Origin of the sequence: Knoellia sp. 3-2P3 (genome assembly GCF_029223115.1) — a bacterium.
GTDB lineage: Bacteria > Actinomycetota > Actinomycetes > Actinomycetales > Dermatophilaceae > Pedococcus_A.
Genome location: NZ_JARGZE010000001.1, coordinates 973,654 through 994,764, shown reverse-complemented (window position 1 = coordinate 994,764; position 21,111 = coordinate 973,654). Strand labels below are relative to the sequence as shown.

The window sequence follows — 21,111 nt, the reverse complement described above, 5'->3', positions numbered from 1 at the left end:
CACGTGCTCAGACGTCCACCACGAGCGTGACCGGCCCGTCGTTGACGAGGCTGACCTCCATCATCGCCCCGAAGCTGCCGGTGGCGACCTCGACGCCCCGCTCGCGCAGGGCCGCGACGACGGCGTCCACCACCGGTTCGGCGACGTCACCCGGCGCCGCGCCGTTCCACGACGGCCGGCGCCCCTTCTTCGTGTCGGCGTAGAGGGTGAACTGGCTGACCACGAGCACCGGGGCGCCCTCGTCGAGCACCGACCGCTCGTCGCGCAGGATGCGCAGCTCGCTGATCTTGCGGGCCATGGCCGCGACCTGCTCGGGCCCGTCGTCGTGGGTCACCCCGACCAGCGCCACCAGCCCGGGCCGCTCGATCGCGCCGACGGTCTCGCCGTCGACGGTCACCGACGCACGGGTGACCCGCTGGAGCACTGCCCTCACCGGACGGCCCTACGGCCCGACCGCGACGACGGCGCCCACCGGCTCGCCGTGCCCGAGCACCGGGGCGTTCTCGAGCGCGTCGAGGGCCGGTGACTCGACACCGAGCCGGCGCAGGGCTGCGGCGAGGATGACCGGGCGGGCGCGCTGCCCGCCGTCGGCGACCTTGAGCGCGATGCCGCGCCCGTCGGCCAGCCCCACGGCATACACGGCCTCGGCCCCGTCCTTGGCGATGAGGCCGGGCGTGCCCGCGACGAGGGCACTGACGTCCCGGCGGGTGCCGCCGAGGTATGCCGGGTGGCTGCGGATCGCGTCGGCGACCGTGCGCTCGTGGGTGCCCGGGTCCGCCGAGGCGAGGCGGCCGAACGCGCGTGCGAGCCCGGCCAGGCTCACCGCCATGACGGGGGCGCCACAGCCGTCGACCGCCATCGCCGCCACCGGCTCACCGCTGAGGTCGGCCAGGGCGTGCTCCATGGCCTGCTGGAGCGGGTGCGCCGGGTCGCGGTAGGTGGCGGTGTCCCAGCCGTTGACGACGCAGGTGGCCAGCATGGCGGCGTGCTTGCCGGAGCAGTTCTGGGCGAGGGAGCTCTTCTCGCGGCCCTCGCGACGCCAGCGGTCCTGCTCCTGCGCGTCGTAGGGCAGGTCCGGGGTGTTCTGCAGGTCGGCCTCGGTGAGGCCCGCGCCGGCGAGGATGCGGCGCACGCCCTCGAGGTGGAAGTCCTCGCCGGAGTGGCTGGAGCACGCGAGCGCGAGCAGCTCGGGGTCGAGCCGCAGCCCGCTGCGCACCATGGCGAGCGCCTGCACCGGCTTGTTGGACGACCGCGGGAAGACCGGGTCGTCGACACCTCCGAGCGCGAGGGTGGTCGAACCGTCCGCGTCGACGGCCGCGAGGCTGGCGCGGTGGGCCGACTCGACGAACCCGCCGCGCACCACGTGGGCCAGGACGGGCGCGTCGGCCAGGGCGGCCGGCGTGGGGAGCTGCGTGGCGGCGAGGGGGGTCTGCGAGGTCACGGCGCCACCCTAACGAGCCGCCGACACGGCGAAGGGCCCGCCCACGGGGTCTGGGTGGGCGGGCCCTTCCGGGGCCGGAGGGGTCCGGCCCGGCCGGCGCCGCCAGGAGGGGGTGGGCGGCGCCGGCCCTGTGACCCGGTCTCCCGGGCGGCTGCTCAGGTCAGTCGCCGACCTTCTTGGCGGCGGCCTCGCCGGCCTTCTTCGCGGCCGAGGCGGTCTTGCGGGCGCTGGTGGTGGTGCGCTTCGCGGAGGACCGGGTGGCCGACGCGCTCTTCTTCGCGGTGGTGGCGGTCCGCTTGGCGGCGGTGCGGGTGCGCTTGGCCGACGCGGTCGCGGCGGTCGAGACCTCGCGGGCCTCCTCGGCGGCGGCGTCGACGGCGACCTCGGCCACGGAGGCAGCCTGGTGGCGGCCGGTGGTCAGCGTGGCCTTGGCCGAGCGCTCGATGTCGCCGGCGGCCTTGCGGACGGTGGTGACGGCGCCCTTGCCGAGCGCGATGGTGGTCTCGGCCTGCGCGACCAGGTCCTTGGTGGCCTTCTGGTTGCGAACGCGCTTGACCAGGCCCTCGCCGCGGGCGGCCAGCGACTCGTAGCCGTCGACGGCCTTGCTGGCGAGCTCGAGGCTGCGGTTCAGGGCGAGCACCGGCACGTGCTGCGCCTGCTCGGTCACCTCGGTGGCGCGCTTGGTGACCCGGGCCGAGATCTTGTCGGCCGTGAGCTCGGCGCGGGCTGCGGCGGCGCGGACGCGGGCGTCGCGCACCTTCTCCACGGCGAGGTCGGTGGCACCGACGGCGGCGTAGACGGGGGTGGACTCGGTGACGGTCCTGGTGATGTCGGCCACGAGTGTCATGGCGATCTCCTCATTCCTTTTCGTTCGAGGTCGGGGTGCGCTTGGTGGTGCTGTCTGTGGTGGTGGACTTGCGGGCGGTGGTGACCGCGGCCTTGCGGGTCGTCCTGGCGGTGCCCGGCTTGGCGGTCGCGGATCTCGCGCCCTTGCCCGTCGCGCCGGAGCGCGAGCCGCGCCGGCGGGTCGTGTCGCCCGCGGCCTTCCCCTGCGCCACCTCGGCACCGACGAACGAGTCGTAGATGTCGAGCAGCGCGGCCTTCTGCCGCTCGGTCAGCCGGGGATCGGCCTGGATGACGCTGCGGGTGTCGGTCGCCGGCGGCTCGGCCTGGGGCCGTTCATCGAGGATGCCGGCGCGCACGTAGAGCGACTCGGCGGAGACCTGGAGGCCCTTGGCGAGCTGCTGGAGGATCTCTGCGCTCGGCTTCTTGAGCCCGCGCTCGATCTGCGACAGGTAGGGGTTGGAGATACCGGCCAGGTCGGCGAGCTGGCGCAGCGACAGCCGGGCCGACTGCCTCTGCTCGCGCAGGTAGTCACCCAGGTGGTTGCCCAGGGGTAGCTGCCTCATGCCCCCATCATGCTTGCTGGAGTTAGCAGAATGCAAACCGAAGACAGCGTGAGCCCCCTCACACCTGCCGCCCGTTCATCGGGTCACCCGGTAAACGTGCGCTCCACCCGAGGTGGCACCCGGGGTGAAGTGTCCCTGTGTCGGGTCACCCGATAAAGGGACAGCGCCGGCGCGGTGTGGCCGGGTGGCCGCCTACCGGGTGCGGCGGTCCTTCACCCCGAGCAGGGTACGGGCGTCGTCGGTGCCCATCGCCGGACGCTGCATCAGCTCGGCCAGGTGTGCCGCGCGCTCCACGAGCTCGCGGTTGTGCTGCACCTGCCGACCCCGCGCGAAGACGACGTTGTCCTCCATCCCGACCCGCAGGTGCCCGCCCGCAGCCAGCGCGGCCGCCATGACGGGCAGGTGCGCCCGCCCGATCCCGGTGGCCGACCAGCTCGTCACCTCCGCGGGCAGCATCTGCACCGCCGCCATCAGCGCGGCCGGGCTGCCCGGCATACCGCCCGGCACGTTGGTCACGAAGTCGACGTGCACCCTGCCCCCGAAGGGCAGCCCGTGGGTGTCGATGAGTCGGCGCAGGGCGTGCACGTGCCCGAGGTCGAACAGCTCGAACTCCGGGACGACCTCGCGCTCCTGGGCCTGGACGTAGAGGTCGGACATGAAGCCCCAGGGGTTGAGGAAGACGTCGTCGCCGAAGTTGGTGGTGCCGCAGGTGAGGCTGCACGAGTCGGGCTCGGCGTCGAGCACGGTGAGGCGCTGCTCGAGCGGGTCGTGCACGCTGCCGCCGGTGGACAGCTGGATCACCAGCGAGGTCTGCTCGCGCAGCGCGTCGACCGCCGCCTTGAGGTGGCCGTGGTCGAGGGTCGGCCGGTGCTCGGCGTCGCGGATGTGCAGGTGGATCATGGCGGCGCCCGCCGCCTCGCACGACCGGGCCGTCTCGACCAGCTCCTCGAGCGTCGTCGGCAGCTGGGGGAAGTCCTGCTTGGCCAGCTCGGCCCCGGTGGGCGCGACGGTGATGAGAGTGCTCGTGGCGGCAGCGGTCGGCATGGGCCCATCATGGCAGTCGGCTGGTGGGCGACTTGTCCCATCTGTGGGACACTGGGCCGAGTTTGTGCGGGGGGATCACGAGGGCTTTCCCGCCACACGCGCGAGACGCACGAAAGAAAGTGGGACTGTGGACCTTCACGACTACCTGCGGGTCGTCCGGAAGCGCTGGCGCACCATCGTGGCCGTCACCCTCGCCCTGGTGGCCGTCGCGGCGCTGGTGACCCTGTGGAGCCCGAAGGTCTACCAGGCCCACACCCAGCTGTTCGTCTCGACCTCCGCCGGCGACGACTCGAGCCAGCTCCTCCAGGGCAGCAGCTTCACCCAGCAGAGGGTGAAGTCCTACTCCGACGTCATCACCACGCCGACCGTGCTCAACCCGGTCATCGACGAGCTCGACCTCGAGACCGACGCCGACCGCCTGGGCCGGCAGATCTCGGCCAGCGTCCCGCTCGACACCGTGCTCATCGACGTCATGGTCAACGACGCCGACCCGCAGCAGGCCGCGCGGATCGCCGACGCCGTGGGCAAGCAGTTCTCCCAGACGGTGGCCGAGCTCGAGCGTGTCTCGGACCGGTCGGCCAGCCCCGTGAAGGTCTCGGTGGTCCGGCCGCCGTCGACCCCCTCCACGCCGGTCAGCCCGAAGCCGGCCCGCAACGTCGCCCTCGGCGTGGTGCTCGGCCTGATGCTCGGCCTCGGCGCCGCCCTGCTGCGCGACCTGCTCGACACCTCGATCCGCACCGAGCGCGACGTCAAGGACGTCACCGAGGAGACGGTCATCGGCGGTGTCCTCTTCGACGCCGACAGCTCCAAGCGTCCGCTCATCGTGCAGGCCGACCCGCACGGCCCGCGCGCCGAGGCGTTCCGCGCGCTGCGCACCAACCTGCAGTTCATCGACGCGGCCACCCACCCCCGCTCGATGACCTTCACCTCCTCGCTGCCCGGCGAGGGCAAGACCACCACCACGGTCAACCTGGCCATCTCGATGGCCGCCGCCGGCTCGCGCGTCTGCCTCGTCGAGGGCGACCTGCGCCGCCCGCGGATGCTGAAGTACATGGGCCTGGAGAACTCGGTCGGCCTCACCAACGTCCTCATCGGTCAGGCCGACCTCGACGACGTGCTCCAGCCGTTCGGCAACTCCCACATCCAGGTGCTGGGCGCCGGGCAGATCCCGCCCAACCCCAGCGAGCTGCTCGGCTCCGAGGCGATGTCACGCACCGTGCGCGAGCTCGAGGCGAAGTTCGACTACGTCATCATCGACGCTCCGCCGCTGCTGCCGGTGACCGACGCCGCCGTGCTGAGCACGATCACCGGCGGCACCGTCGTCATCGTCGGCTGCGACATCGTGCACAAGGAGCAGCTGACCCGCGGGCTCGAGGCCCTGCGGGCCGTGGGCGGCAACGTGCTCGGCATGGTCGTCAACCGCATCCCCACCAAGGGCGCCGACGCCGAGTCCTACTACTACCGCGAGGGCTACGCGCCCCAGCTCCCGGCGCAGTCGCGCAAGGAGCGCTCGAAGGACCGCCGCGGGGAGCACGCCGGGGTCTGAGCGCGCCACCACGTCCCGCACGGCGTTGGGGCTAGGGGGTGACGATGACCTCCTGGCCGGCACTCACTCCCCCGGCCACCAGTTCGGCCGCCGGGTCGGTGCTGCGCTTGACCAGGGCGAGGGCGATCGGGCCGTCCTCGTAGTGGCGCGCGACGGAGGTCAGGTGCCCCACGGCACGCTCGCCCCCGGCATACACCGCCTCACCTCGCTCGGGGAGCGTGTGCCCCGACCCGTCGAGGTGCAGGAACACCACGCGACGCGGCGGCCGGCCGAGGTTGTGCACCCGGGCGATGGTCTCCTGCCCGCGGTAGCAGCCCTTGTGCAGGTGCACGGCCGTGCGTAGCCAGTCGACCTCGTGGGCGATGGTGCGGTGGTCGGTCTCGAAGCCCAGCCGGGGGCGCCAGGCGGCCACGCGCAGCGCCTCCGAGGCCCACGTCCCCGCGAGCGGCCGGTCGCCCACGGCCGCGGACAGCTCGGCGCGAGGCACGAGCACCTCGCGCCAGGCGCGAGCGGTGCCCGGGTGCCCCTCGGTGAGGCCGTATGCCGCGGTGTCACCGACGAGGTCCGGCCACGGGTCACGCCAGGCCACCGGCTCACCGGGGAGCGACTCGGCGCTCGACGGCTCACCCAGCACCGCCCAGTCGGCGGTGGCGTCGGCCACCTCCACCCGCAGCATGAACCGCATGGAGTCCAGCCACGCCGCCAGGGGCGCGGCGGTGCCGGGCTCGGTGGTGATCCAGGTGGTCCCGCCGTCGTCGACGAGGTGCAGGTCGTGCTCGATGTGGCCCTTGGGGCTGAGCACCAGCGACTCGCGGGACCGCCTCGGCTCCAGCCCGGTGAGCATCTGCGTGGTGATGGAGTGCAGCCAGCTCAGCCGGTCGGGCCCGGTCACCGTGACGACGCCGCGGTGCGAGAGGTCGACGACGGCCAGGCCTTCGGCGAGCAGGCGCTGCTCGCGCATCGGGTCGCCGTAGTGGGCTGCCACACCGGCGTCGGGGCCCTCGCCCTCGACGGCGCCGGCGCGTGCGAGCAACGGCGAGCGCACGGCGTCCGAGGTCTGGTCGGGGGCGGTGGTCACCGCTGTCTCGCGCATTCGCTGCACCATCCGTGGATTGCCATGTGGGTCACGTCAGCCACAAAGCCCGTCGAGCGCAGAACATTCCCCACGAAGGCCTCGGCGGTCTCTCGCCTGCACTGGTCGACCTTGCCGCACCCCCGGCACACCAGGTGCACGTGGTCGGCGTGGTCGGCGAGGTGGTAGGTGGGGGCACGGTGGTCGAGGTGGGTGTGGCCCACCGCCCCGAGCGACTCCAGGGCGTCGAGCGCCCGGTAGACCGTCGACGGGGCCAGCCTGGGCCCGCCGGCGGCCGCGACCGCGGCCACCACGTCGTCGGGCGTGGCGTGACCGAGTGAGGCCACAGCGTCGAGCACGCGCTGGCGCTGGGGGGTCATGCGACGCCCCTGCGCCCGCAGCTTCTCACCGATGTCGTGCACCACAGCGCCACTCTACGGCGATCCCGCGGTCGGGCCGTCGGCAGCCGGTCAGCCCTGCTGGTCGCCGCCGGTCCACTCGGCGAGGTCGCCGGACGAGCGCAGCGTCGCCCCTCCGGCTGCCACCCACACGGCGTCGCCCGTGCCGGCGATGGCCACCTGGCCGGCCTCGACCCCGGCGAGGTCCAGCGGTGCGCACCCGAGGTCCGTCTGCGGGTCGGCGACGTCGACCACGGCCAGGCCGTCGCAGCCCTGCCGGGCGAGCAGCGCCAGCGTGCGGTCGCCCGCCAGGGCGACCGCCAGGGCACCCTCCACCGACCCCTCGTCCGACCACTGCTTGCCGGTGCTGCTCGAGCGCAGCTGCCCGTCACCGCACAGGGCCAGCGCCGACGTCTCCCCCACCGCGAGGTCGACCACCGCGGTGGCGTCACACGGCTCCGCGCGGGTTCCGGCCTCCGTGCCGACCACGGCGGCGTCATCGAGGTCGCGGTACCACGCGCCCGGCACCCCGGTCGGCCGGTCCCACGTCTGGGCCGCGTCCCGGCTCTGCCGGAACTGCGCCCGGCAGTCGCCGTCGCCGCCGATGGCGAAGGCGCTGCCGTCGGCACGCACGCGCACCCGCACCGTCGCGTCGAAGGGCGCGACCCGCGGCTGCCAGGTCTGGGCACCGTCGTCACTGGTCGCGAGGGTGGACCCACCGACCTCGCACGAGCCCACGGTGAAGCGCCACGCCTCGTCCTCGCCCACCGCGACCAGGCCGAGGGTGAGGGGAGCCGGCTGCAGGGCATCGGACCCGTCGGTGCCGACCGGAGCGCTGTCGGAGGTGCCGGAGGCCGGGGAGCCCGTTGCCGCACCGCCGGCGGAGACCCCGCTCTCCGCCGCGGGCCTCGCCGTGCTGCTGGTGGGCCCGGCGGGCTCCGGCTCGGCGGCGGTGCTGCGCAGCGCGAGCCCCACCAGCGCGACGTCGACGACGAGGAAGGCGCCGAGCGCCACCAGGCCGAGCGGCCCCGAGAGCCGTTGCGCCATCAGCGGGCCCCGAGCGCTGCGGCGACCTGCGGCAGCGCGGACATCACCTGGGCGGACATGGTGTCGAACACTACGGCCTCGCGGCGGTAGGGATCGACGATATCGGCGTCTTCGTCGGAGAGCGGAGGACGCATGCCACGTCGGGCGGCCGCCGCCTGCACCAGGGCGCGCACGTGGTCTCCCGCGTCCGGCGCGGCATACGCCTCGCGGGGCAGGTCCGACACGAGGTCGGCGAACTCGCGCAGCGTGAAGGTGCACCGCAACGCGCGGGGGTGCAGCTGGGCAACCTGGCCGCGGTGGCGTCGGGTCGCGGTGAGCACCAGGTCCGACGCGGCGACGAGCTGCGGGCTGAGGGCCCGGGCGACGAAGCCGTCGGCCGAGTAGCCAGCCGCCTCGAGCACCCGGAGGGCGGGCGGGTTCATGGCCTCGCCGACCAGCGCGCCGGTGCCGGCGCTGCGCACCTCGACCACACCCGGCCCCCAGGACCGGTCGAGCTCGGCCTGCAGGGCACGCTCCATGAACGGCGACCGGCAGATGTTGCCGGTGCAGACCGTCAGGATTCGCGCGCCCCCCGTCATGCGACCTCGATGCCTCTGGGTCAGCCGACGCGCTTCAGCTCGGCGGAGACGTGGCTCTGCAGGGGTTGGCCCACGGCCGCCATGTCCATGACCCACATCAGGTTGGAGTTGACCAGGCCGTACATGCGCGCCGCCGCGTTGTACTCCTTGGCGTGGGGGCTGCGGATCACGCTGTCGGTGCGCAGCTCGATCTTCGCCGGGGAGGTGGTGCCGTGGTACATCTCCACGATCCCGGTCGGGTGGGTCAGCAGGAGCTCGACCTCGTTGTTCTCCAGCGGCCGCCAGAACCCGAGCTCGCGGGCCAGCGGGCGCACCTTGTTGCCCTCCTCGTCGAGGAGCCAGGTGCGGCTCTGCCACTCCAGGAAGGGCCGGCCGTCGTGGGTCACGCTGATCTCCTGCCCGAAGTGGGCAGACTCGATCGTGGGGTAGCCGACGACACCCGCGCCCTCCCACTCGCCGATCAGCCAGGCGAGCGGGGCGAGGGCAGGAGGAAGGTCCGTGTCGAGGGTGAACGTCCCCATCGTCAGCGCGGCGTCTTCAGCAGTCGGTAGACGACGTAGCCGGCGAACCAGGTGACCACGATGACCGTGAGGACCAGCAGGGAGATGTAGAAGGCTTCCACGAGGGTGATCGTAGCCTGAGCCCCATGCCGACCACTCCCCAGCGTCTTGTCGTGAAGGTCACCTGCGGTGCCGAGGCCCTCGAACGGCTCAACCAGGGCCTGACCGTCGCGGCGACGGCAGCCGCGAGCGGGGTGGAGGTGAGCCTCTGGCTGACCGGCGAGGCGTCGTGGGTGGCGGTGCCCGGACGGGCGGAGCAGCTCTCGCTCCCCCACGCCGCTGCGCTGTCCGACCTGCGCGACGCCGTGCTCGCCGTCGGCAGCCTGACCGTGTGTGGCCAGTGCGCCGCGCGGCGAGACCTCACCGACGCCGACCTGGTGCCCGGGGCGCAGATCCGCGGAGCCGCCGCGTTCGTCGAGGAGGTCATGGCCCCGCAGGCGCGGGCCCTCGTCTACTGATCACGACTTTTTTATGCCGCGGGAGCGGGTCAGGCGACGAGGAGGCGCCCGAGGGTGTAGGCCACCACCCCGCAGAGCAGCACCGACGCGGCGCCCGAGACGAGCTGCGAGCGCGCGGACACCATCGAGGGCAGCACGGCGAGCACCCGACGGGTGGCGTGCGAGGTCCCCGCGACCAGCACGCCGATGAGGGCGCCGGTGGCCGGCTGGGGCCGACCGGCCGGGAGCGTGGCGAGCAGGCCCGCCAGCCCGCCGAGCACCATGGCGAGGGGAAGCGCCCAGGCCCGCAGCCGGGCCGTGGGCACCGCGAGGTCGGCCAGTGCGGCCAGCCCCAGGCCGGCCATGGCGGCCGCCAGGGTCTGGGGCCCGCCGAGCGTGTGGGGCAGGGGGATGTAGGAGGCCCCGCTGGCGATGACGGCCAGCCCGGCTCCCGAGGCGGCCACCGACTCGGTCAGGCGCGGCCGCCCGTCGCGGCGCAGCAGCTGGTGCAGGAACGCGGCGATGAGGCTGACGGCGAGCGCGGCGGGCACCCAGCGCAGGAACGGCTCGTCCGGTGACAGCGCAGCGGCCAGGGTGCAGCTGAGCGCCCCGATGACCAGCACCACCGTCGTGCCGAACCGGCTGGGCAGGCCCAGCAGGGCCGGCCAGCCCCAGGCCATGACGAGACCCGCGAGGGCCACCGCCAGGGCCACGAGGACGGGGTGGGCGTAGCCGGTGAGGGCGATGAGGGCACTGAACGCGATCGTCGACGCCACGGCCAGCGGCCGCCTCGACGTGATGGGCGGCAGCACCAGGGTCTGGGTCGCCCGGGCTGCCTGGGCGGCCTGGGCGCGCCGCTGGGCCCGGGTCATCGGGACCGCGTCCGACGCCCCTGCAGGGCTCACCGTTCCAGCCGCGCGGGAGGTCTCGGGTTCGTCAGGCACGCGGGCCATCCTCCCATCACCCACCGGCGAAGGGAGGCAGCACCTCGACGACGGCGCCCGCCGGGAGCACGGCGTCGCGGCCGGCGGGCACACCCTCGAGCAGCAGAGAGCTGACCGCCGTGACCGGCTCCAGCGCCGGCCGCAGCCGGGTCACCGCGGCCACGGCGTCGCCGACGGTGGCGCAGCCGGAGACGGTGTCGCTGTCGACGCCCGCGGCGGCGCGGGCGCCCGCCCAGTAGCGGACGGTGACGGTCGCGGCGTCGGCCTGAGGCGGCATACCGGCTCCCTCCTTGGGTCTGGGACGAGGTCTCACGATGTGTGTGGCGCCCATTGTGGGCCCTGCCACCACCTATCCTGCCTTGGTATGGCCCACCTGCTGCTGCTGACCAACGCCCTGGCGCCCAGCGCCGAGGTGCTGCCAGCGCTGGGCCTGCTGGCCCACCAGGTGCGCATCCTCCCGGCCGAGCCCACCGCGCTCGTCGACGCCCCGCCGGCTGACGCGGTGCTGGTCGACGCCAGGCGGGAGCTGGCGGTGGCCAAGTCCCTGTGCCGGGTGCTGCGCGCGACCGGCATGTCCGTCCCCCTGATGGCCGTCCTCACCGAGGGCGGCCTCGCTGCTCTCTCGGCCGAGTGGGGCGTCGACGACGTGCTGCTCGACTCGGCCGGGCCGGCCGAGGTCGAGGCCCGGCTCCGGCTCGCGCTCGGCCGCCTGCAGGACGGCGAGGACACCAGCGAGGTGACCATCACCTCCGGCGACCTCAGCATCGACGAGGCCACCTACTCGGCCCGGTGCCGCGGCCGCCTGCTCGACCTCACCTACAAGGAGTTCGAGCTGCTCAAGTACCTCGCGCAGCACCCCGGCCGGGTCTTCACCCGCGCCCAGCTGCTGCAGGAGGTGTGGGGCTACGACTACTACGGCGGCACGCGCACCGTCGACGTCCACGTGCGGCGCCTGCGGGCCAAGCTCGGCCCCGAGCACGAGGTGCTCATCGGCACCGTGCGCAACGTCGGCTACCGGTTCGTGCCCGGCGCGCTCGAGCAGGACACCGACGAGCTCGCGCAGGCCTGACCGCCTACCCCCCCCGGACGACGCAAGGGTCGCCCCCCGCTGGTGCGGGAGGCGACCCTTGTCGTGCGTGCCGGGTGCTCGGCTACTGCTTGGTGATGCGGGTGAGCGCGCCGGGGGTGTACGGGCTGTTGGCCTCGAGGTAGTTCGCGAAGGCATCGATGTCGAGCCCACCGAAGTACTTGTTCTGGCCGGCCTTGAAGGTCGGGAACCCGTCGCCGCCGTCGGAGAGGAAGTTGTTCGTCACGATCCGGTAGGTCGTGCCGTCCGCCACCGCGGCCCCGTCCAGCATCACGTTGCTGATGGTGCCGTCGGCCGACCACGTGTACGAGAAGCCCTCCGAGACCTGCAGGATCTTGCTGGAGGCCGCGTTGGCGCCGGTCACCTGCTCCTTGAGCAGCTGCTTGACCTGCGCCCCCGTGAGGTCCATCGAGACGAGGTAGTTGTTGAACGGCTGGACCGTGAACGCCTCCTCGTAGGTGACCTCCCCCGCGCTGAGGTCGGCGCGGATGCCGCCGGGGTTCATGAAGGCGATCACCGGTTCCTGCCCGCCCGTGACGACCGAGGGGTCGGCCAGCTGGGCGTCGGCGATGAGGTCACCGAGCTGTGACTCGCCCGCCGCGTTCGTGGTGCGGGTCACGTCGGTGGCCACGTTGCCGATCACCCGGTTCGCGATCGGGGCCACCAGCGTCTTGTAGCGGTTGATGATCTCGGTCTGCGCGGCGTCGCGGGCGCGGTCACGGGTCACCATCACGTTCGAGCCCTCGACCGAGCTGCGCACGATGTCCTGGGTGCGGCGGTCGTAGGTCAGCGTGGTCTCGGTGACGAGGCGGCCGAAGGAGGACGCCGACGTCACCATGCGCTGCTGGCCGGCCGGGTCGGGGATGTTGCACACGTACGGGCTGTGCGTGTGGCCCGAGATGACCATGTCGATGGCCGGGCTCAGGTTCTTGGAGATGTCGACGATGGGGCCGCTGACGGAGCCGCCGTTGTCGCAGGTGTAGTCGTACTCGGCGTTGACCGACCAGGTCTTGCCGTTGCGGTCGGTCCAGCTCTGCTTGCTGGTGGGGAACCCTCCCTCGTGGACCAGCACGACGATGGCGTTGACGCCCTGCTCCTTGAGGATCGGCACCAGCGCGTTGGCCGTCTCGACCTCGTCCTTGAACTCGAGGCCCTCGACTCCGGCCTGGGTGACGATGTCGGGGGTGGCCTCCAGCGTCATGCCGATAAAGCCGATCTTGGCCCCCTTGAAGCTCTTCACGTAGTAGGGCGGGAGGATCGTCTCGTCGGTGCCGGCGTAGGTGACGTTGGCCGCGAGGAACGGGAAGTTCGCGCCGGCGAAGCTCTTGCCGCCCGGGCAGGAGTCCTGGTTGGCGGCGCCGTCGCCGTCGTCGAGGCACCCGCCGGCGTCGAGGCGCTGGAGCTCCTTGTAGCCCTCGTCGAACTCGTGGTTGCCCACCGAGGTGACGTCCAGGCCGAGGGCGTTCATGGCCTCGATGGTCGGCTCGTCGTGGAACGCGGCGGACAGCAGCGGGCTCGCGCCCACGATGTCCCCGGCGGCCACGGTGGCGGTGTAGGGACGGCCGGCGCGGAGCTCCTCGAGGTGCGTGGCGAGGTACTCCACACCACCGACGTTCGTGGTGACGTCGATCGGCTCGTTGGTGACACCGTCCCGGTCGACGTCGCCGTCGTCGAGGGCGTGGCCCGTGACGAGGCGACCGCTCGAGCCCGACGGGGGCTCGAGGTTGCCGTGGAAGTCGTTGAACGACAGGAGCTGGATGTCGATCATGGGGCCGTTCTGCACGGCCGAGACGGACGGCGACGCCAATGCGAGACCAGTGGCCGACAATGCGGCCACGGCGAGCACCCCCGTGAGGCGCCGGCTTCGAGCTGAGGTCATGGATCGTTCCCTTGTGAAGAAGTGACGACGACCGGGCGGTTACCGGCCGGAACGCACGGTAACGGCGCCAACCGACAAAGGGAACAGTCGTGGTGAAATGCTTCCGTGTCGTCGTCTGCGCGCCCCGCCCCGTCCACCCTCGCGATGCTCTCGCCGCAGCAGGCCGACGAGGTCCGCGCCCTCGCGGCCCGGGCCGCCGAGGGCGACGGCGTGGCCGCGCTCTCGGAGCAGACCCTGCTGTCGCTGACGGCGCCGGAGGGCACGGTCGAGCACGTGCTCGCGTATGCCGCGGGCCGGCTGACCGGGTACGCCCAGGCCGCGGGCGGCGAGGACGCCTCGGTCGAGCTCGTGGTGGACCCGGCGGCACGCCGGCACGGGGTCGGGTCGGCCCTCTGGGCGGAGGTGGCGAGGCGCCACCCGCGGGCGAGGGTGTGGGCACACGGTGACCTCGGCTCCGCGCGGCGGTTCGCGGCCGCGCTGGGGCTCGAGCCGGTCCGCGAGCTGCACAAGATGTCGCGACCCCTGACCGCCGACGACGCCACGGGCCCCGTCGCCGAGGCGGCGACCGCCCTGCCGCCCGGCTTCACCGCGCGGGCGTTCGTGCCGGGCCGGGACGAGCAGGCGTGGCTCGAGACCAACGCGGCCGCCTTCGCCGACCACCCCGAGCAGGGACGCCTGACCCACGACGACCTGCGCGAGCGGATGGCGCAGCCGTGGTTCGACCCGGCCGGCTTCATCATCGTCGAGGCCGAGGGCGAGCCGGGGCGCGTCGCCGCGTTCCACTGGACCAAGGTCGACCCGGAGCAGCGCTCGGCCCTCGACCCGGCCGCCACGGCCGGTGAGGTGTACGTGGTCGGGGTGCACCCGGCATACCAGGGTCGCGGGCTCGCCCGGCCGCTCACCGCCCTGGGCCTGGCCCACCTCGCCGGCCTGGGCCTGCCGGAGGTGGTGCTCTACGTGGACGGCGACAACGCCGGGGCCCTTCGGACCTACACCAGCATCGGGTTCCGCAGCACCATGGTGGACGTGATGTATTCGCACACCGTCGACGCCCGAGTGTCAGGATGAGGTATGACCGCGAGCACGAGCACCGCAGGCGCCGAGGAGACCGGGGCCGCTGAGCCCGAGGTCTCGATCGCGAGCGCGAGCCCGCTCGACAACACCCGCTTCCAGCCGCGGGCGGCCAACGGGCGGTTCATGCGCGCGGTGCAGGGGGCCGGCACCCTCGAGGAGGGCGAGCTCCCGGCCGACCGCTTCCTGGACCGCGAGATCTCGTGGCTGCAGTTCAACGAGCGCGTCCTGCAGCTCGCCGCCGACGAGTCGGTGCCGCTGCTCGAGCGGGCGCGGTTCCTGGCGATCTTCACCTCGAACCTCGACGAGTTCTTCATGGTGCGCGTCGCCGGGCTCAAGCGCCGCATCGCCACCGGGCTGGCCGTGCGGTCGGCCTCGGGGCTGGAGCCGCGCGAGGTGCTGGAGCAGATCTCCCTCGTCGCGCACGAGCTGCACGCGATGCAGTCGGCGATCTACCGCGACCGCGTGCGGCCCGCCCTGGAGGACGAGGGCATCTCCATCGTCCGCTGGGACGAGCTCACGGAGGAGGAGCGGGAGAACCTGACCTGGATGTTCACCGACCAGGTCTTCCCGGTGCTCACCCCGCTGGCGGTCGACCCGGCGCACCCGTTCCCCTACATCTCCGGGCTGTCGCTCAACCTGGCCATCACCCTGACCAACCCCAAGACGGGCAAGGAGCACTTCGCGCGGGTCAAGGTGCCCCCGCTGCTGCCGCGTCTGCTGCACATCGACCCGCCGGGCGGCGAGTCGGCGCTGGCCGACCACGTGCACACCCGGTTCGTGCCGCTCGAGGAGGTCATCGCGGCCCACCTCGACATGCTGTTCCCCGGCATGGAGGTCCGCGAGCACTTCACCTTCCGGGTCACCCGCAACGAGGACCTCGAGGTCGAGGAGGACGACGCCGAGAACCTCCTGGCCGCACTGGAGAAGGAGCTCACGCGGCGGCGGTTCGGTCCGCCGGTGCGCCTCGAGGTGGTCGACGACATGGACGGCCACGTGCTCGACATGCTCATCCGTGAGCTCGGCGTCGCCCAGCAGGACGTCTACCGGCTGCCCAAGCCGCTCGACCTGCGCGGCCTCAACGTCGTGGCCGACCTCGAGCGCTCGGACCTGAGGTACCCACCGTTCCGGCCGCAGACCCACGCCGACCTCGCGCCGGCTGAGACGGCCAAGGCCAGCGACGTGCTCTCGGTCGTCCGCGACAAGGACGTGCTGCTCCAGCACCCCTACGACTCCTTCTCGACCTCGGTGCAGGCGTTCATCGAGCAGGCCGCCGCCGACCCCAAGGTGCTGGCGATCAAGCAGACGCTCTACCGCACCAGCGGCGACTCCCCCATCGTCGACGCCCTCATCGACGCAGCCGAGGCCGGCAAGCAGGTGCTGGCGGTCGTCGAGATCAAGGCCCGCTTCGACGAGCAGGCCAACATCAAGTGGGCCCGCAAGCTCGAGCACTCCGGCGTGCACGTCGTCTACGGCATCGTCGGGCTCAAGACCCACTGCAAGCTCTCGCTCGTGGTGCGGCAGGAGGCCGACGGGCTGGTGCGCTACTGCCACGTCGGCACCGGCAACTACAACCCCAAGACGGCCCGCCTCTACGAGGACTTCGGCCTGCTGACCTCAGACCCGCAGGTCGGCGAGGACCTCACCCGGCTGTTCAACCAGCTGTCCGGCATCGCCCCGCGCAGCAAGTTCAAGCGGCTCCTGGTGGCCCCCCGGTCGATCCGTTCCGGCCTCATCGAGCGGATCGAGGGCGAGATCGACCACCTGGCGGCGGGCAACGGCGGCCTGGTGCAGATCAAGGTCAACTCGATCGTCGACGAGCAGGTCATCGACGCCCTCTACAGGGCCAGCCAGGCGGGCGTGAAGGTCGACATCTGGGTGCGCGGCATCTGCGCGCTCCGACCCGGCGTGGAGGGGCTCTCGGACAACATCCGGGTGCACTCCTACCTCGGCCGCTTCCTCGAGCACTCCCGCGTCTTCATCTTCGGCGGCGGCGGCGAGCCCGAGGTCTACCTCGGCAGCGCGGACATGATGCACCGCAACCTCGACCGCCGCGTCGAGGCGCTGGTGCGCATCACCGACCCGCGCCACCTCGAGGAGCTCTGCTCGCTGGTCACGCGCGGCATGAGCGGCGAGTACAGCCACTGGGAGCTGACCGGCGACGGGCGCTGGATCCGCCGCACCACCGACGCCGAGGGTGGCCAGCTGCCCGACCTGCACTCGGCCCTGATCGAGATGCACTCCAAGCGCCGTCGCAAGGCCCGCCGGCGTTGACCCGGGCCAGGAGCACCCGGAGGCCGTCATGGGGGTGATCCCTGCTGCCGGCACGGTGCCGTGGCGCCGCCGCCGCGGCCAGCTCCAGGTGGCGCTGGTGCACCGCCCGAAGTACGACGACTGGGCGTGGGCCAAGGGCAAGCTCGACCCCGGCGAGGACTGGGCGGTGGCAGCCGTACGGGAAACGCACGAGGAGACCGCGCTGGAGGTCCGCCTGGGCCGCCCGCTGCCGTGCGCGGCCTACACGGTCCTCGACCGCGACGGCGAGCCGGCGACCAAGGAGGTGCGCTACTGGGCGGCCGAGGTCGTGGGCGGCGACGGCCGGCTGGCCAACGAGGTCGACGAGGTGCGCTGGCTGGAGGTGGCGGCCGCGCACGACCTGCTCGACTACGCCCGCGACCGCGACCAGCTGCGGGCGCTGGTGCGGGCCGACGCCGCTGGCGCGCTGGCCACCTGGCCGTTGGCCCTCGCGCGGCACGCCAAGGCCCTCCCCCGCTCGCAGTGGAAGGACCCGGACGACCAGCTCCGCCCGCTCGACCGCCAGGGGCGCTGGCGCGCTGAGGCGATCGCGCCGCTGCTCGCCGCCTACGGCGTGCGGCGACTGGTCAGCTCGCCGTCGGTGCGGTGCGCCGACACCATCGCACCGTATGCCGCTCGGCTCGGCCGGCCGCTGCGCCTCAGGGAGGGCCTGTCCGAGGAGGGCTACGAGGAGGACCCCTCGCGGGCCGGCCGCCACCTGCGGCGCCTGCTCGAGCGCGGCACCCCGGCGGTGCTGTGCAGCCACGGCCCGGTGCTCCCGGAGCTGCTCGACCGCCTCGGCCACCTCGTCGACGAGGACAGCGACGACGGCCCCGACGCCCTCAAGCAGCTCGAGGAGGCCGCCGAGGCCAAGATGGTCAAGGGCGAGGTGCTCGTGGCCCACCTCGTCGGCAGGGGGCGCGGCGCCCGGGTCGTGGCGGTCGAGCGCCACCTGCCCTGATCGCCCCGAGGGGCCCTTGACCGGATCCTGACGGGCTGTTCAACTGGGGCTCAGGTGGCGTCTGCGCACGCGTGGGGCAAAGTCCCGGGTCTGTTCACCCTCCGTTCACCCGGCACCGCCCAGCGCGTCACTCACCGCTCCTACCTTCACAAGCGTCGGGCACCCGCCCGCCCCTGATTTCTCTTGTGGAGAGGTTTTCATCCGTGAAGATTCAGCGTTTCGGCCAGCTGGCCGGCATCACTCTGGCTGGGTCGCTTGCCCTTGCTGCCTGCGGGTCGGACAACAACGCCACGGGCTCGGGCGCCGAAGGCACCGCCTCCGGCTCGGCCGCCTCCGTCGAGTGCGCGAAGGGCACCCTGAACGCCGAGGGCTCCTCCGCCCAGAAGAACGCCATCGAGGAGGCCATCGCCACGTTCCAGGACGCCTGTGAGGGCGCCACGGTCAACTACAACCCGACCGGCTCGGGTGCGGGCATCAAGCAGTTCCTCGCCGGCCAGGTCGACTTCGCCGGCTCCGACTCCGCCCTGAAGACGGAGGAGAAGGACGGCAAGGTGGAGACCGCCGAGGCCGAGAAGTTCTGCGGCTCGCCCGCCTGGAACCTGCCCATGGTGACCGGCCCCGTGGCCGTCTCCTACAACCTGCCGGGTGTCGACAAGCTCGTCCTCACCCCCGAGGTCATCGCCAACATCTTCAACGGCAAGATCACGACCTGGAACGACCCGGCGATCGCCAAGGTCAACCCGGACGCCAAGCTGCCGAGCACCCCGGTCAAGGTGTTCTTCCGCTCCGACGAGTCGGGCACCACCGAGAACTTCACCAAGTACCTCGCCGCCGCTGCGCCCAAGGCGTGGACCGCCGAGCCCGGCAAGAGCTGGACCGGCAAGGGCGAGGGCAAGGAGAAGTCCTCCGGTGTGGCGAGCGCCGTGCAGTCCACCGAGGGCGGCATCACCTACGCCGAGTGGTCCTACGCCAAGGACAACAAGCTGGGCATCGCCCAGATCGACAACGGCGCAGGCCCGGTCGAGCTGACCGGCGAGACCGTCGGCAAGGCGATCGCCACGGCCAAGCACGAGGGCGAGGGCAACGACCTCCGCCTCAAGCTCGACTACGCGACCAAGGAGCCGGGTGCCTACCCGATCAACCTGGTCACCTACGAGATCGTCTGCTCCAAGAGCAAGGACCCGGCCAAGGCCGAGCTGACCAAGGCGTTCCTGAAGCACTTCTCCTCCGAGGAGACCCAGGCCGCCCTCGAGGAGATCGGCTACGCTCCGCTCCCCGACGAGGTCCGGACGCAGGTCGCCACCGCGATCGACGCCCTGTCCTGACATCCGGTATGCCGCGCGGAGGGCACATCGCCCTTCGCGCGGCATACTGGCGTCGGCACTGAAGTCCCCCCAACGTTAGGCAACACGTGTCCTCTGTCACCGGTGTCTCCGCCGTCGACGAGACCCCCAGGGCCCCCGGCCGCGGACCGCTCGCCGGCGACGCCGCCGGGACCGGCCGCCTCGGCGACCGAGTCTTCGGTGGCCTCGCCAAGGGCGCCGGCGTCCTGGTCGTCGCCCTCGTCACGCTGATCGGCGTGTTCCTGCTGTGGCAGGCCATCCCGTCGCTGGCCAACAACGAGGCCAACTTCCTCACTTCCCGCGAGTGGGTCGTAGCCGGCGAGAACCCCCGGTTCGGCATCGTCGAGCTGTTCTGGACCACGGTGGCCTCCTCGCTCATCGCCATGACCATCGCGGTGCCGGTCGGGGTGGGGGTGGCGCTCTTCATCACGCAGTACGCCCCGCGCTGGCTCAGCCGCCCCGCCGCCAGCCTCGTGGACCTGCTGGCCGCCGTCCCCTCGATCGTCTACGGCCTGTGGGGCGTGCTGACCTTCCGCGGCGCGGTCCAGCCGATCGAGACCTTCCTGCAGGAGAAGCTGGGCTGGTTCCCGCTCTTCGCCAAGACCGGCATCTCCGGCGGGACCATCTTCTTCATCGGCATCGTCCTGGCGATCATGGTGCTGCCGATCGTGACCGCCCTCTCCCGCGAGGTCTTCGCGCAGACGCCGGTGGCCCACAAGGAGGGTGCCCTCGCGCTCGGCGCCACGCGTTGGGAGATGATCCGCACGGCCGTGCTGCCGTTCGGCCGTCCCGGCGTGATCAGCGCGGCGATGCTCGCCCTCGGGCGTGCGCTCGGCGAGACCATTGCCGTGACGTTCATCGTCTCCACGCTCGCGCGCGGCTCCGACTGGACCTGGTCGCTGTTCAACGGCGGCGAGACCTTCGCCTCCCGGATCGCCAACAACGCGGCCGAGTTCGACTCGCCGCAGAAGACCGGCGCCTTCATCGCCGCAGGCCTGGTGCTGTTCGTCCTCACGTTCATCGTGAACGCGATCGCGCGCATCGTGATCGAGCGCAGGAAGGCCTTCACCGAATGACGACCACCGACGCCCGACTCGGCTCGCCGGGGCAGAACAGCATCCGACCGGCCCTGGGCCACCCCTCCCGCTCGCGGACGGTTCGCGACCACCTCGCCCGCGTGGTGATGTGGCTCGCGTTCGTGCTGGCGGTCATCCCGCTCGTGTGGATCCTCTGGACCGTCATCAGCCAGGGCGCCCAGCTGCTGATGGAGTCGCAGTGGTGGACCAACTCCCAGCGCGGGATCACCTCGCGCCGCGCCGGCGGTGGCGCCGTGCACGCCATCCAGGGCACCCTCATCCAGGCCGCCGTGACAGCGCTCATGGCCGTGCCGATCGCCGTGATGACCGCGATCTACCTGGTGGAGTACGGGCGCGGGCGCTTCGCCAAGGCCGTCTCCTTCATGGTCGACATCCTCACCGGCATCCCGTCGATCGTCGCCGCGCTGTTCATCTACGCGGTCTGGGTGACGACCTTCGGCTTCCAGCGCGTCGGCTTCGCCGTCTCGCTGGCCCTGGTGCTGCTCATGATCCCCGTCGTGGTGCGCTCCACCGAGGAGATGCTCAAGCTCGTCCCCAACGAGCTGCGTGAGGCCTCCTACGCCCTCGGCGTCCCGAAGTGGAAGACGATCGCCAAGGTCGTGCTACCCACGGCCTTCTCCGGCATCGTCACCGGCGTGCTCCTCGGCCTGGCCCGCGTCATGGGCGAGACGGCGCCGCTGCTGATCCTCGGCCCCTACACCAAGTCGATCGCGACCAACCTGTTCAGCGGCTACATGCCCACGCTGCCGACGATGATCAACCAGGACCGCACCGAGCTCGGCCAGGCCGCGGCCGTCGAGCGGATGTGGGGAGCGGCCCTGACGCTGATCCTCCTCGTCCTCCTCCTCAACATCGCCGGCCGCCTGGTGGCGCGCTTCGGCTCCGTGAAGAAGTAAGACCGGACA

The 21,111-nt window shown here is 72.3% G+C and carries 22 protein-coding genes; 9 read left to right on the top strand and 13 right to left on the bottom strand.

Features of this window, described 5'->3' with window-relative positions:
* Positions 1-7: 7 nt before the first annotated feature.
* The 5 genes from dtd to P0Y31_RS04780 form a co-directional block, all read right to left on the bottom strand.
* A complete protein-coding gene (dtd, locus tag P0Y31_RS04800; protein WP_275866904.1) occupies positions 8-433 on the bottom strand; it encodes a D-aminoacyl-tRNA deacylase in 426 nt (141 codons plus the stop codon).
* Positions 434-442: 9 nt separating this feature from the next.
* The gene (locus P0Y31_RS04795) at positions 443-1,441 is read right to left on the bottom strand and encodes an asparaginase (RefSeq protein ID WP_275866903.1); all 999 of its coding nucleotides are present in this window, start codon (positions 1,439-1,441) and stop codon (positions 443-445) included.
* Between the two features lie 160 nt (positions 1,442-1,601).
* Positions 1,602-2,288 (bottom strand): hypothetical protein, encoded by a 687-nt coding sequence (locus P0Y31_RS04790; RefSeq protein WP_275866902.1) that lies wholly within the window; start codon positions 2,286-2,288, stop codon positions 1,602-1,604.
* A 10-nt stretch (positions 2,289-2,298) separates the two neighbouring features.
* The gene (locus tag P0Y31_RS04785) at positions 2,299-2,850 is read right to left on the bottom strand and encodes a helix-turn-helix transcriptional regulator (RefSeq protein ID WP_275866901.1); all 552 of its coding nucleotides are present in this window, start codon (positions 2,848-2,850) and stop codon (positions 2,299-2,301) included.
* 192 nt (positions 2,851-3,042) lie between these two features.
* Positions 3,043-3,894 carry a 3-keto-5-aminohexanoate cleavage protein gene (locus tag P0Y31_RS04780; protein WP_275866900.1) on the bottom strand — a complete coding sequence of 284 codons (852 nt, stop codon included), beginning with the start codon at positions 3,892-3,894 and terminating at the stop codon, positions 3,043-3,045.
* A gap of 127 nt (positions 3,895-4,021) precedes the next feature.
* Here P0Y31_RS04780 and P0Y31_RS04775 point away from each other — a divergent pair, with 127 nt between their 5' ends.
* Positions 4,022-5,440: a polysaccharide biosynthesis tyrosine autokinase gene (locus P0Y31_RS04775; RefSeq protein ID WP_275866899.1), complete on the top strand. Its 1,419-nt coding sequence runs from the start codon at positions 4,022-4,024 to the stop codon at positions 5,438-5,440.
* A 31-nt stretch (positions 5,441-5,471) separates the two neighbouring features.
* Here P0Y31_RS04775 and P0Y31_RS04770 read toward each other — a convergent pair whose 3' ends face one another.
* The 5 genes from P0Y31_RS04770 to P0Y31_RS04750 are packed head-to-tail and all read right to left on the bottom strand — an operon-like array spanning position 5,472 to position 9,056.
* Positions 5,472-6,533, bottom strand: coding sequence for a glycine cleavage T C-terminal barrel domain-containing protein (locus tag P0Y31_RS04770; protein WP_275866898.1), 1,062 nt, complete (start codon positions 6,531-6,533; stop codon positions 5,472-5,474).
* On the bottom strand, positions 6,515-6,937 hold the full coding sequence (locus tag P0Y31_RS04765) for a Fur family transcriptional regulator (protein ID WP_275866897.1): 423 nt from the start codon (positions 6,935-6,937) through the stop codon (positions 6,515-6,517). Before P0Y31_RS04765 ends, P0Y31_RS04770 begins: the two co-directional genes overlap by 19 nt.
* A 45-nt stretch (positions 6,938-6,982) precedes the next feature.
* Positions 6,983-7,957 carry a hypothetical protein gene (locus P0Y31_RS04760; protein WP_275866896.1) on the bottom strand — a complete coding sequence of 325 codons (975 nt, stop codon included), beginning with the start codon at positions 7,955-7,957 and terminating at the stop codon, positions 6,983-6,985.
* On the bottom strand, positions 7,957-8,535 hold the full coding sequence (locus tag P0Y31_RS04755) for a low molecular weight phosphatase family protein (RefSeq protein WP_275866895.1): 579 nt from the start codon (positions 8,533-8,535) through the stop codon (positions 7,957-7,959). The genes P0Y31_RS04760 and P0Y31_RS04755 overlap by 1 nt, the downstream gene beginning before the upstream one ends.
* A gap of 20 nt (positions 8,536-8,555) precedes the next feature.
* Positions 8,556-9,056 (bottom strand): FABP family protein, encoded by a 501-nt coding sequence (locus tag P0Y31_RS04750; RefSeq protein WP_275806658.1) that lies wholly within the window; start codon positions 9,054-9,056, stop codon positions 8,556-8,558.
* A 125-nt stretch (positions 9,057-9,181) separates the two neighbouring features.
* On the opposite strand from P0Y31_RS04750, the gene P0Y31_RS04745 reads away from it, so the two are divergent.
* Positions 9,182-9,553: a DsrE family protein gene (locus P0Y31_RS04745; RefSeq protein WP_275866894.1), complete on the top strand. Its 372-nt coding sequence runs from the start codon at positions 9,182-9,184 to the stop codon at positions 9,551-9,553.
* A 29-nt stretch (positions 9,554-9,582) separates the two neighbouring features.
* Here P0Y31_RS04745 and P0Y31_RS04740 read toward each other — a convergent pair whose 3' ends face one another.
* Together P0Y31_RS04740 and P0Y31_RS04735 are read right to left on the bottom strand one after the other, a co-directional pair.
* Positions 9,583-10,476, bottom strand: coding sequence for a hypothetical protein (locus P0Y31_RS04740; RefSeq protein WP_275866893.1), 894 nt, complete (start codon positions 10,474-10,476; stop codon positions 9,583-9,585).
* Positions 10,477-10,492: 16 nt separating this feature from the next.
* Positions 10,493-10,753, bottom strand: coding sequence for a MoaD/ThiS family protein (locus P0Y31_RS04735; protein ID WP_275866892.1), 261 nt, complete (start codon positions 10,751-10,753; stop codon positions 10,493-10,495).
* Positions 10,754-10,840: 87 nt separating this feature from the next.
* On the opposite strand from P0Y31_RS04735, the gene P0Y31_RS04730 reads away from it, so the two are divergent.
* Positions 10,841-11,545: a response regulator transcription factor gene (locus tag P0Y31_RS04730; protein ID WP_275866891.1), complete on the top strand. Its 705-nt coding sequence runs from the start codon at positions 10,841-10,843 to the stop codon at positions 11,543-11,545.
* A gap of 82 nt (positions 11,546-11,627) precedes the next feature.
* On the opposite strand, the gene P0Y31_RS04725 is transcribed toward P0Y31_RS04730, so the two are convergent.
* Positions 11,628-13,442, bottom strand: coding sequence for a bifunctional metallophosphatase/5'-nucleotidase (locus P0Y31_RS04725; protein WP_275866890.1), 1,815 nt, complete (start codon positions 13,440-13,442; stop codon positions 11,628-11,630).
* A gap of 105 nt (positions 13,443-13,547) precedes the next feature.
* Between P0Y31_RS04725 and mshD the strand changes: the two genes are divergently transcribed.
* The 6 genes from mshD to pstA all read left to right on the top strand — a co-directional run bounded on the left by mshD (position 13,548) and on the right by pstA (position 21,102).
* Positions 13,548-14,510, top strand: a complete 963-nt coding sequence (gene mshD, locus P0Y31_RS04720) for a mycothiol synthase (RefSeq protein WP_275866889.1) — start codon at positions 13,548-13,550, stop codon at positions 14,508-14,510.
* A gap of 3 nt (positions 14,511-14,513) precedes the next feature.
* Positions 14,514-16,787, top strand: a complete 2,274-nt coding sequence (locus P0Y31_RS04715) for an RNA degradosome polyphosphate kinase (protein ID WP_275866888.1) — start codon at positions 14,514-14,516, stop codon at positions 16,785-16,787.
* A 28-nt stretch (positions 16,788-16,815) separates the two neighbouring features.
* The gene (locus P0Y31_RS04710) at positions 16,816-17,766 is read left to right on the top strand and encodes an NUDIX hydrolase (protein ID WP_275866887.1); all 951 of its coding nucleotides are present in this window, start codon (positions 16,816-16,818) and stop codon (positions 17,764-17,766) included.
* A gap of 203 nt (positions 17,767-17,969) precedes the next feature.
* Positions 17,970-19,091: a phosphate ABC transporter substrate-binding protein PstS gene (gene pstS, locus P0Y31_RS04705; RefSeq protein WP_275866886.1), complete on the top strand. Its 1,122-nt coding sequence runs from the start codon at positions 17,970-17,972 to the stop codon at positions 19,089-19,091.
* Between the two features lie 86 nt (positions 19,092-19,177).
* Positions 19,178-20,185: a phosphate ABC transporter permease subunit PstC gene (gene pstC / locus P0Y31_RS04700; protein ID WP_275866885.1), complete on the top strand. Its 1,008-nt coding sequence runs from the start codon at positions 19,178-19,180 to the stop codon at positions 20,183-20,185.
* Positions 20,182-21,102 carry a phosphate ABC transporter permease PstA gene (gene pstA, locus P0Y31_RS04695; RefSeq protein WP_275866884.1) on the top strand — a complete coding sequence of 307 codons (921 nt, stop codon included), beginning with the start codon at positions 20,182-20,184 and terminating at the stop codon, positions 21,100-21,102. Before pstC ends, pstA begins: the two co-directional genes overlap by 4 nt.
* Positions 21,103-21,111: the final 9 nt, after the last annotated feature.

Coding starts and splice junctions, on each gene's coding strand:
- P0Y31_RS04790 (WP_275866902.1), bottom strand. CDS start 2,288: ATGACACTCGTGGCCGACATCACCAGGACCGTCACCGAGTCCACCCCC.
- P0Y31_RS04785 (WP_275866901.1), bottom strand. CDS start 2,850: ATGAGGCAGCTACCCCTGGGCAACCACCTGGGTGACTACCTGCGCGAG.
- P0Y31_RS04780 (WP_275866900.1), bottom strand. CDS start 3,894: ATGCCGACCGCTGCCGCCACGAGCACTCTCATCACCGTCGCGCCCACC.
- P0Y31_RS04770 (WP_275866898.1), bottom strand. CDS start 6,533: ATGCGCGAGACAGCGGTGACCACCGCCCCCGACCAGACCTCGGACGCC.
- P0Y31_RS04760 (WP_275866896.1), bottom strand. CDS start 7,957: ATGGCGCAACGGCTCTCGGGGCCGCTCGGCCTGGTGGCGCTCGGCGCC.
- P0Y31_RS04755 (WP_275866895.1), bottom strand. CDS start 8,535: ATGACGGGGGGCGCGCGAATCCTGACGGTCTGCACCGGCAACATCTGC.
- P0Y31_RS04750 (WP_275806658.1), bottom strand. CDS start 9,056: ATGGGGACGTTCACCCTCGACACGGACCTTCCTCCTGCCCTCGCCCCG.
- P0Y31_RS04745 (WP_275866894.1), top strand. CDS start 9,182: ATGCCGACCACTCCCCAGCGTCTTGTCGTGAAGGTCACCTGCGGTGCC.
- P0Y31_RS04735 (WP_275866892.1), bottom strand. CDS start 10,753: ATGCCGCCTCAGGCCGACGCCGCGACCGTCACCGTCCGCTACTGGGCG.
- P0Y31_RS04730 (WP_275866891.1), top strand. CDS start 10,841: ATGGCCCACCTGCTGCTGCTGACCAACGCCCTGGCGCCCAGCGCCGAG.
- P0Y31_RS04725 (WP_275866890.1), bottom strand. CDS start 13,442: ATGACCTCAGCTCGAAGCCGGCGCCTCACGGGGGTGCTCGCCGTGGCC.
- P0Y31_RS04715 (WP_275866888.1), top strand. CDS start 14,514: ATGACCGCGAGCACGAGCACCGCAGGCGCCGAGGAGACCGGGGCCGCT.
- P0Y31_RS04710 (WP_275866887.1), top strand. CDS start 16,816: ATGGGGGTGATCCCTGCTGCCGGCACGGTGCCGTGGCGCCGCCGCCGC.
- pstA (WP_275866884.1), top strand. CDS start 20,182: ATGACGACCACCGACGCCCGACTCGGCTCGCCGGGGCAGAACAGCATC.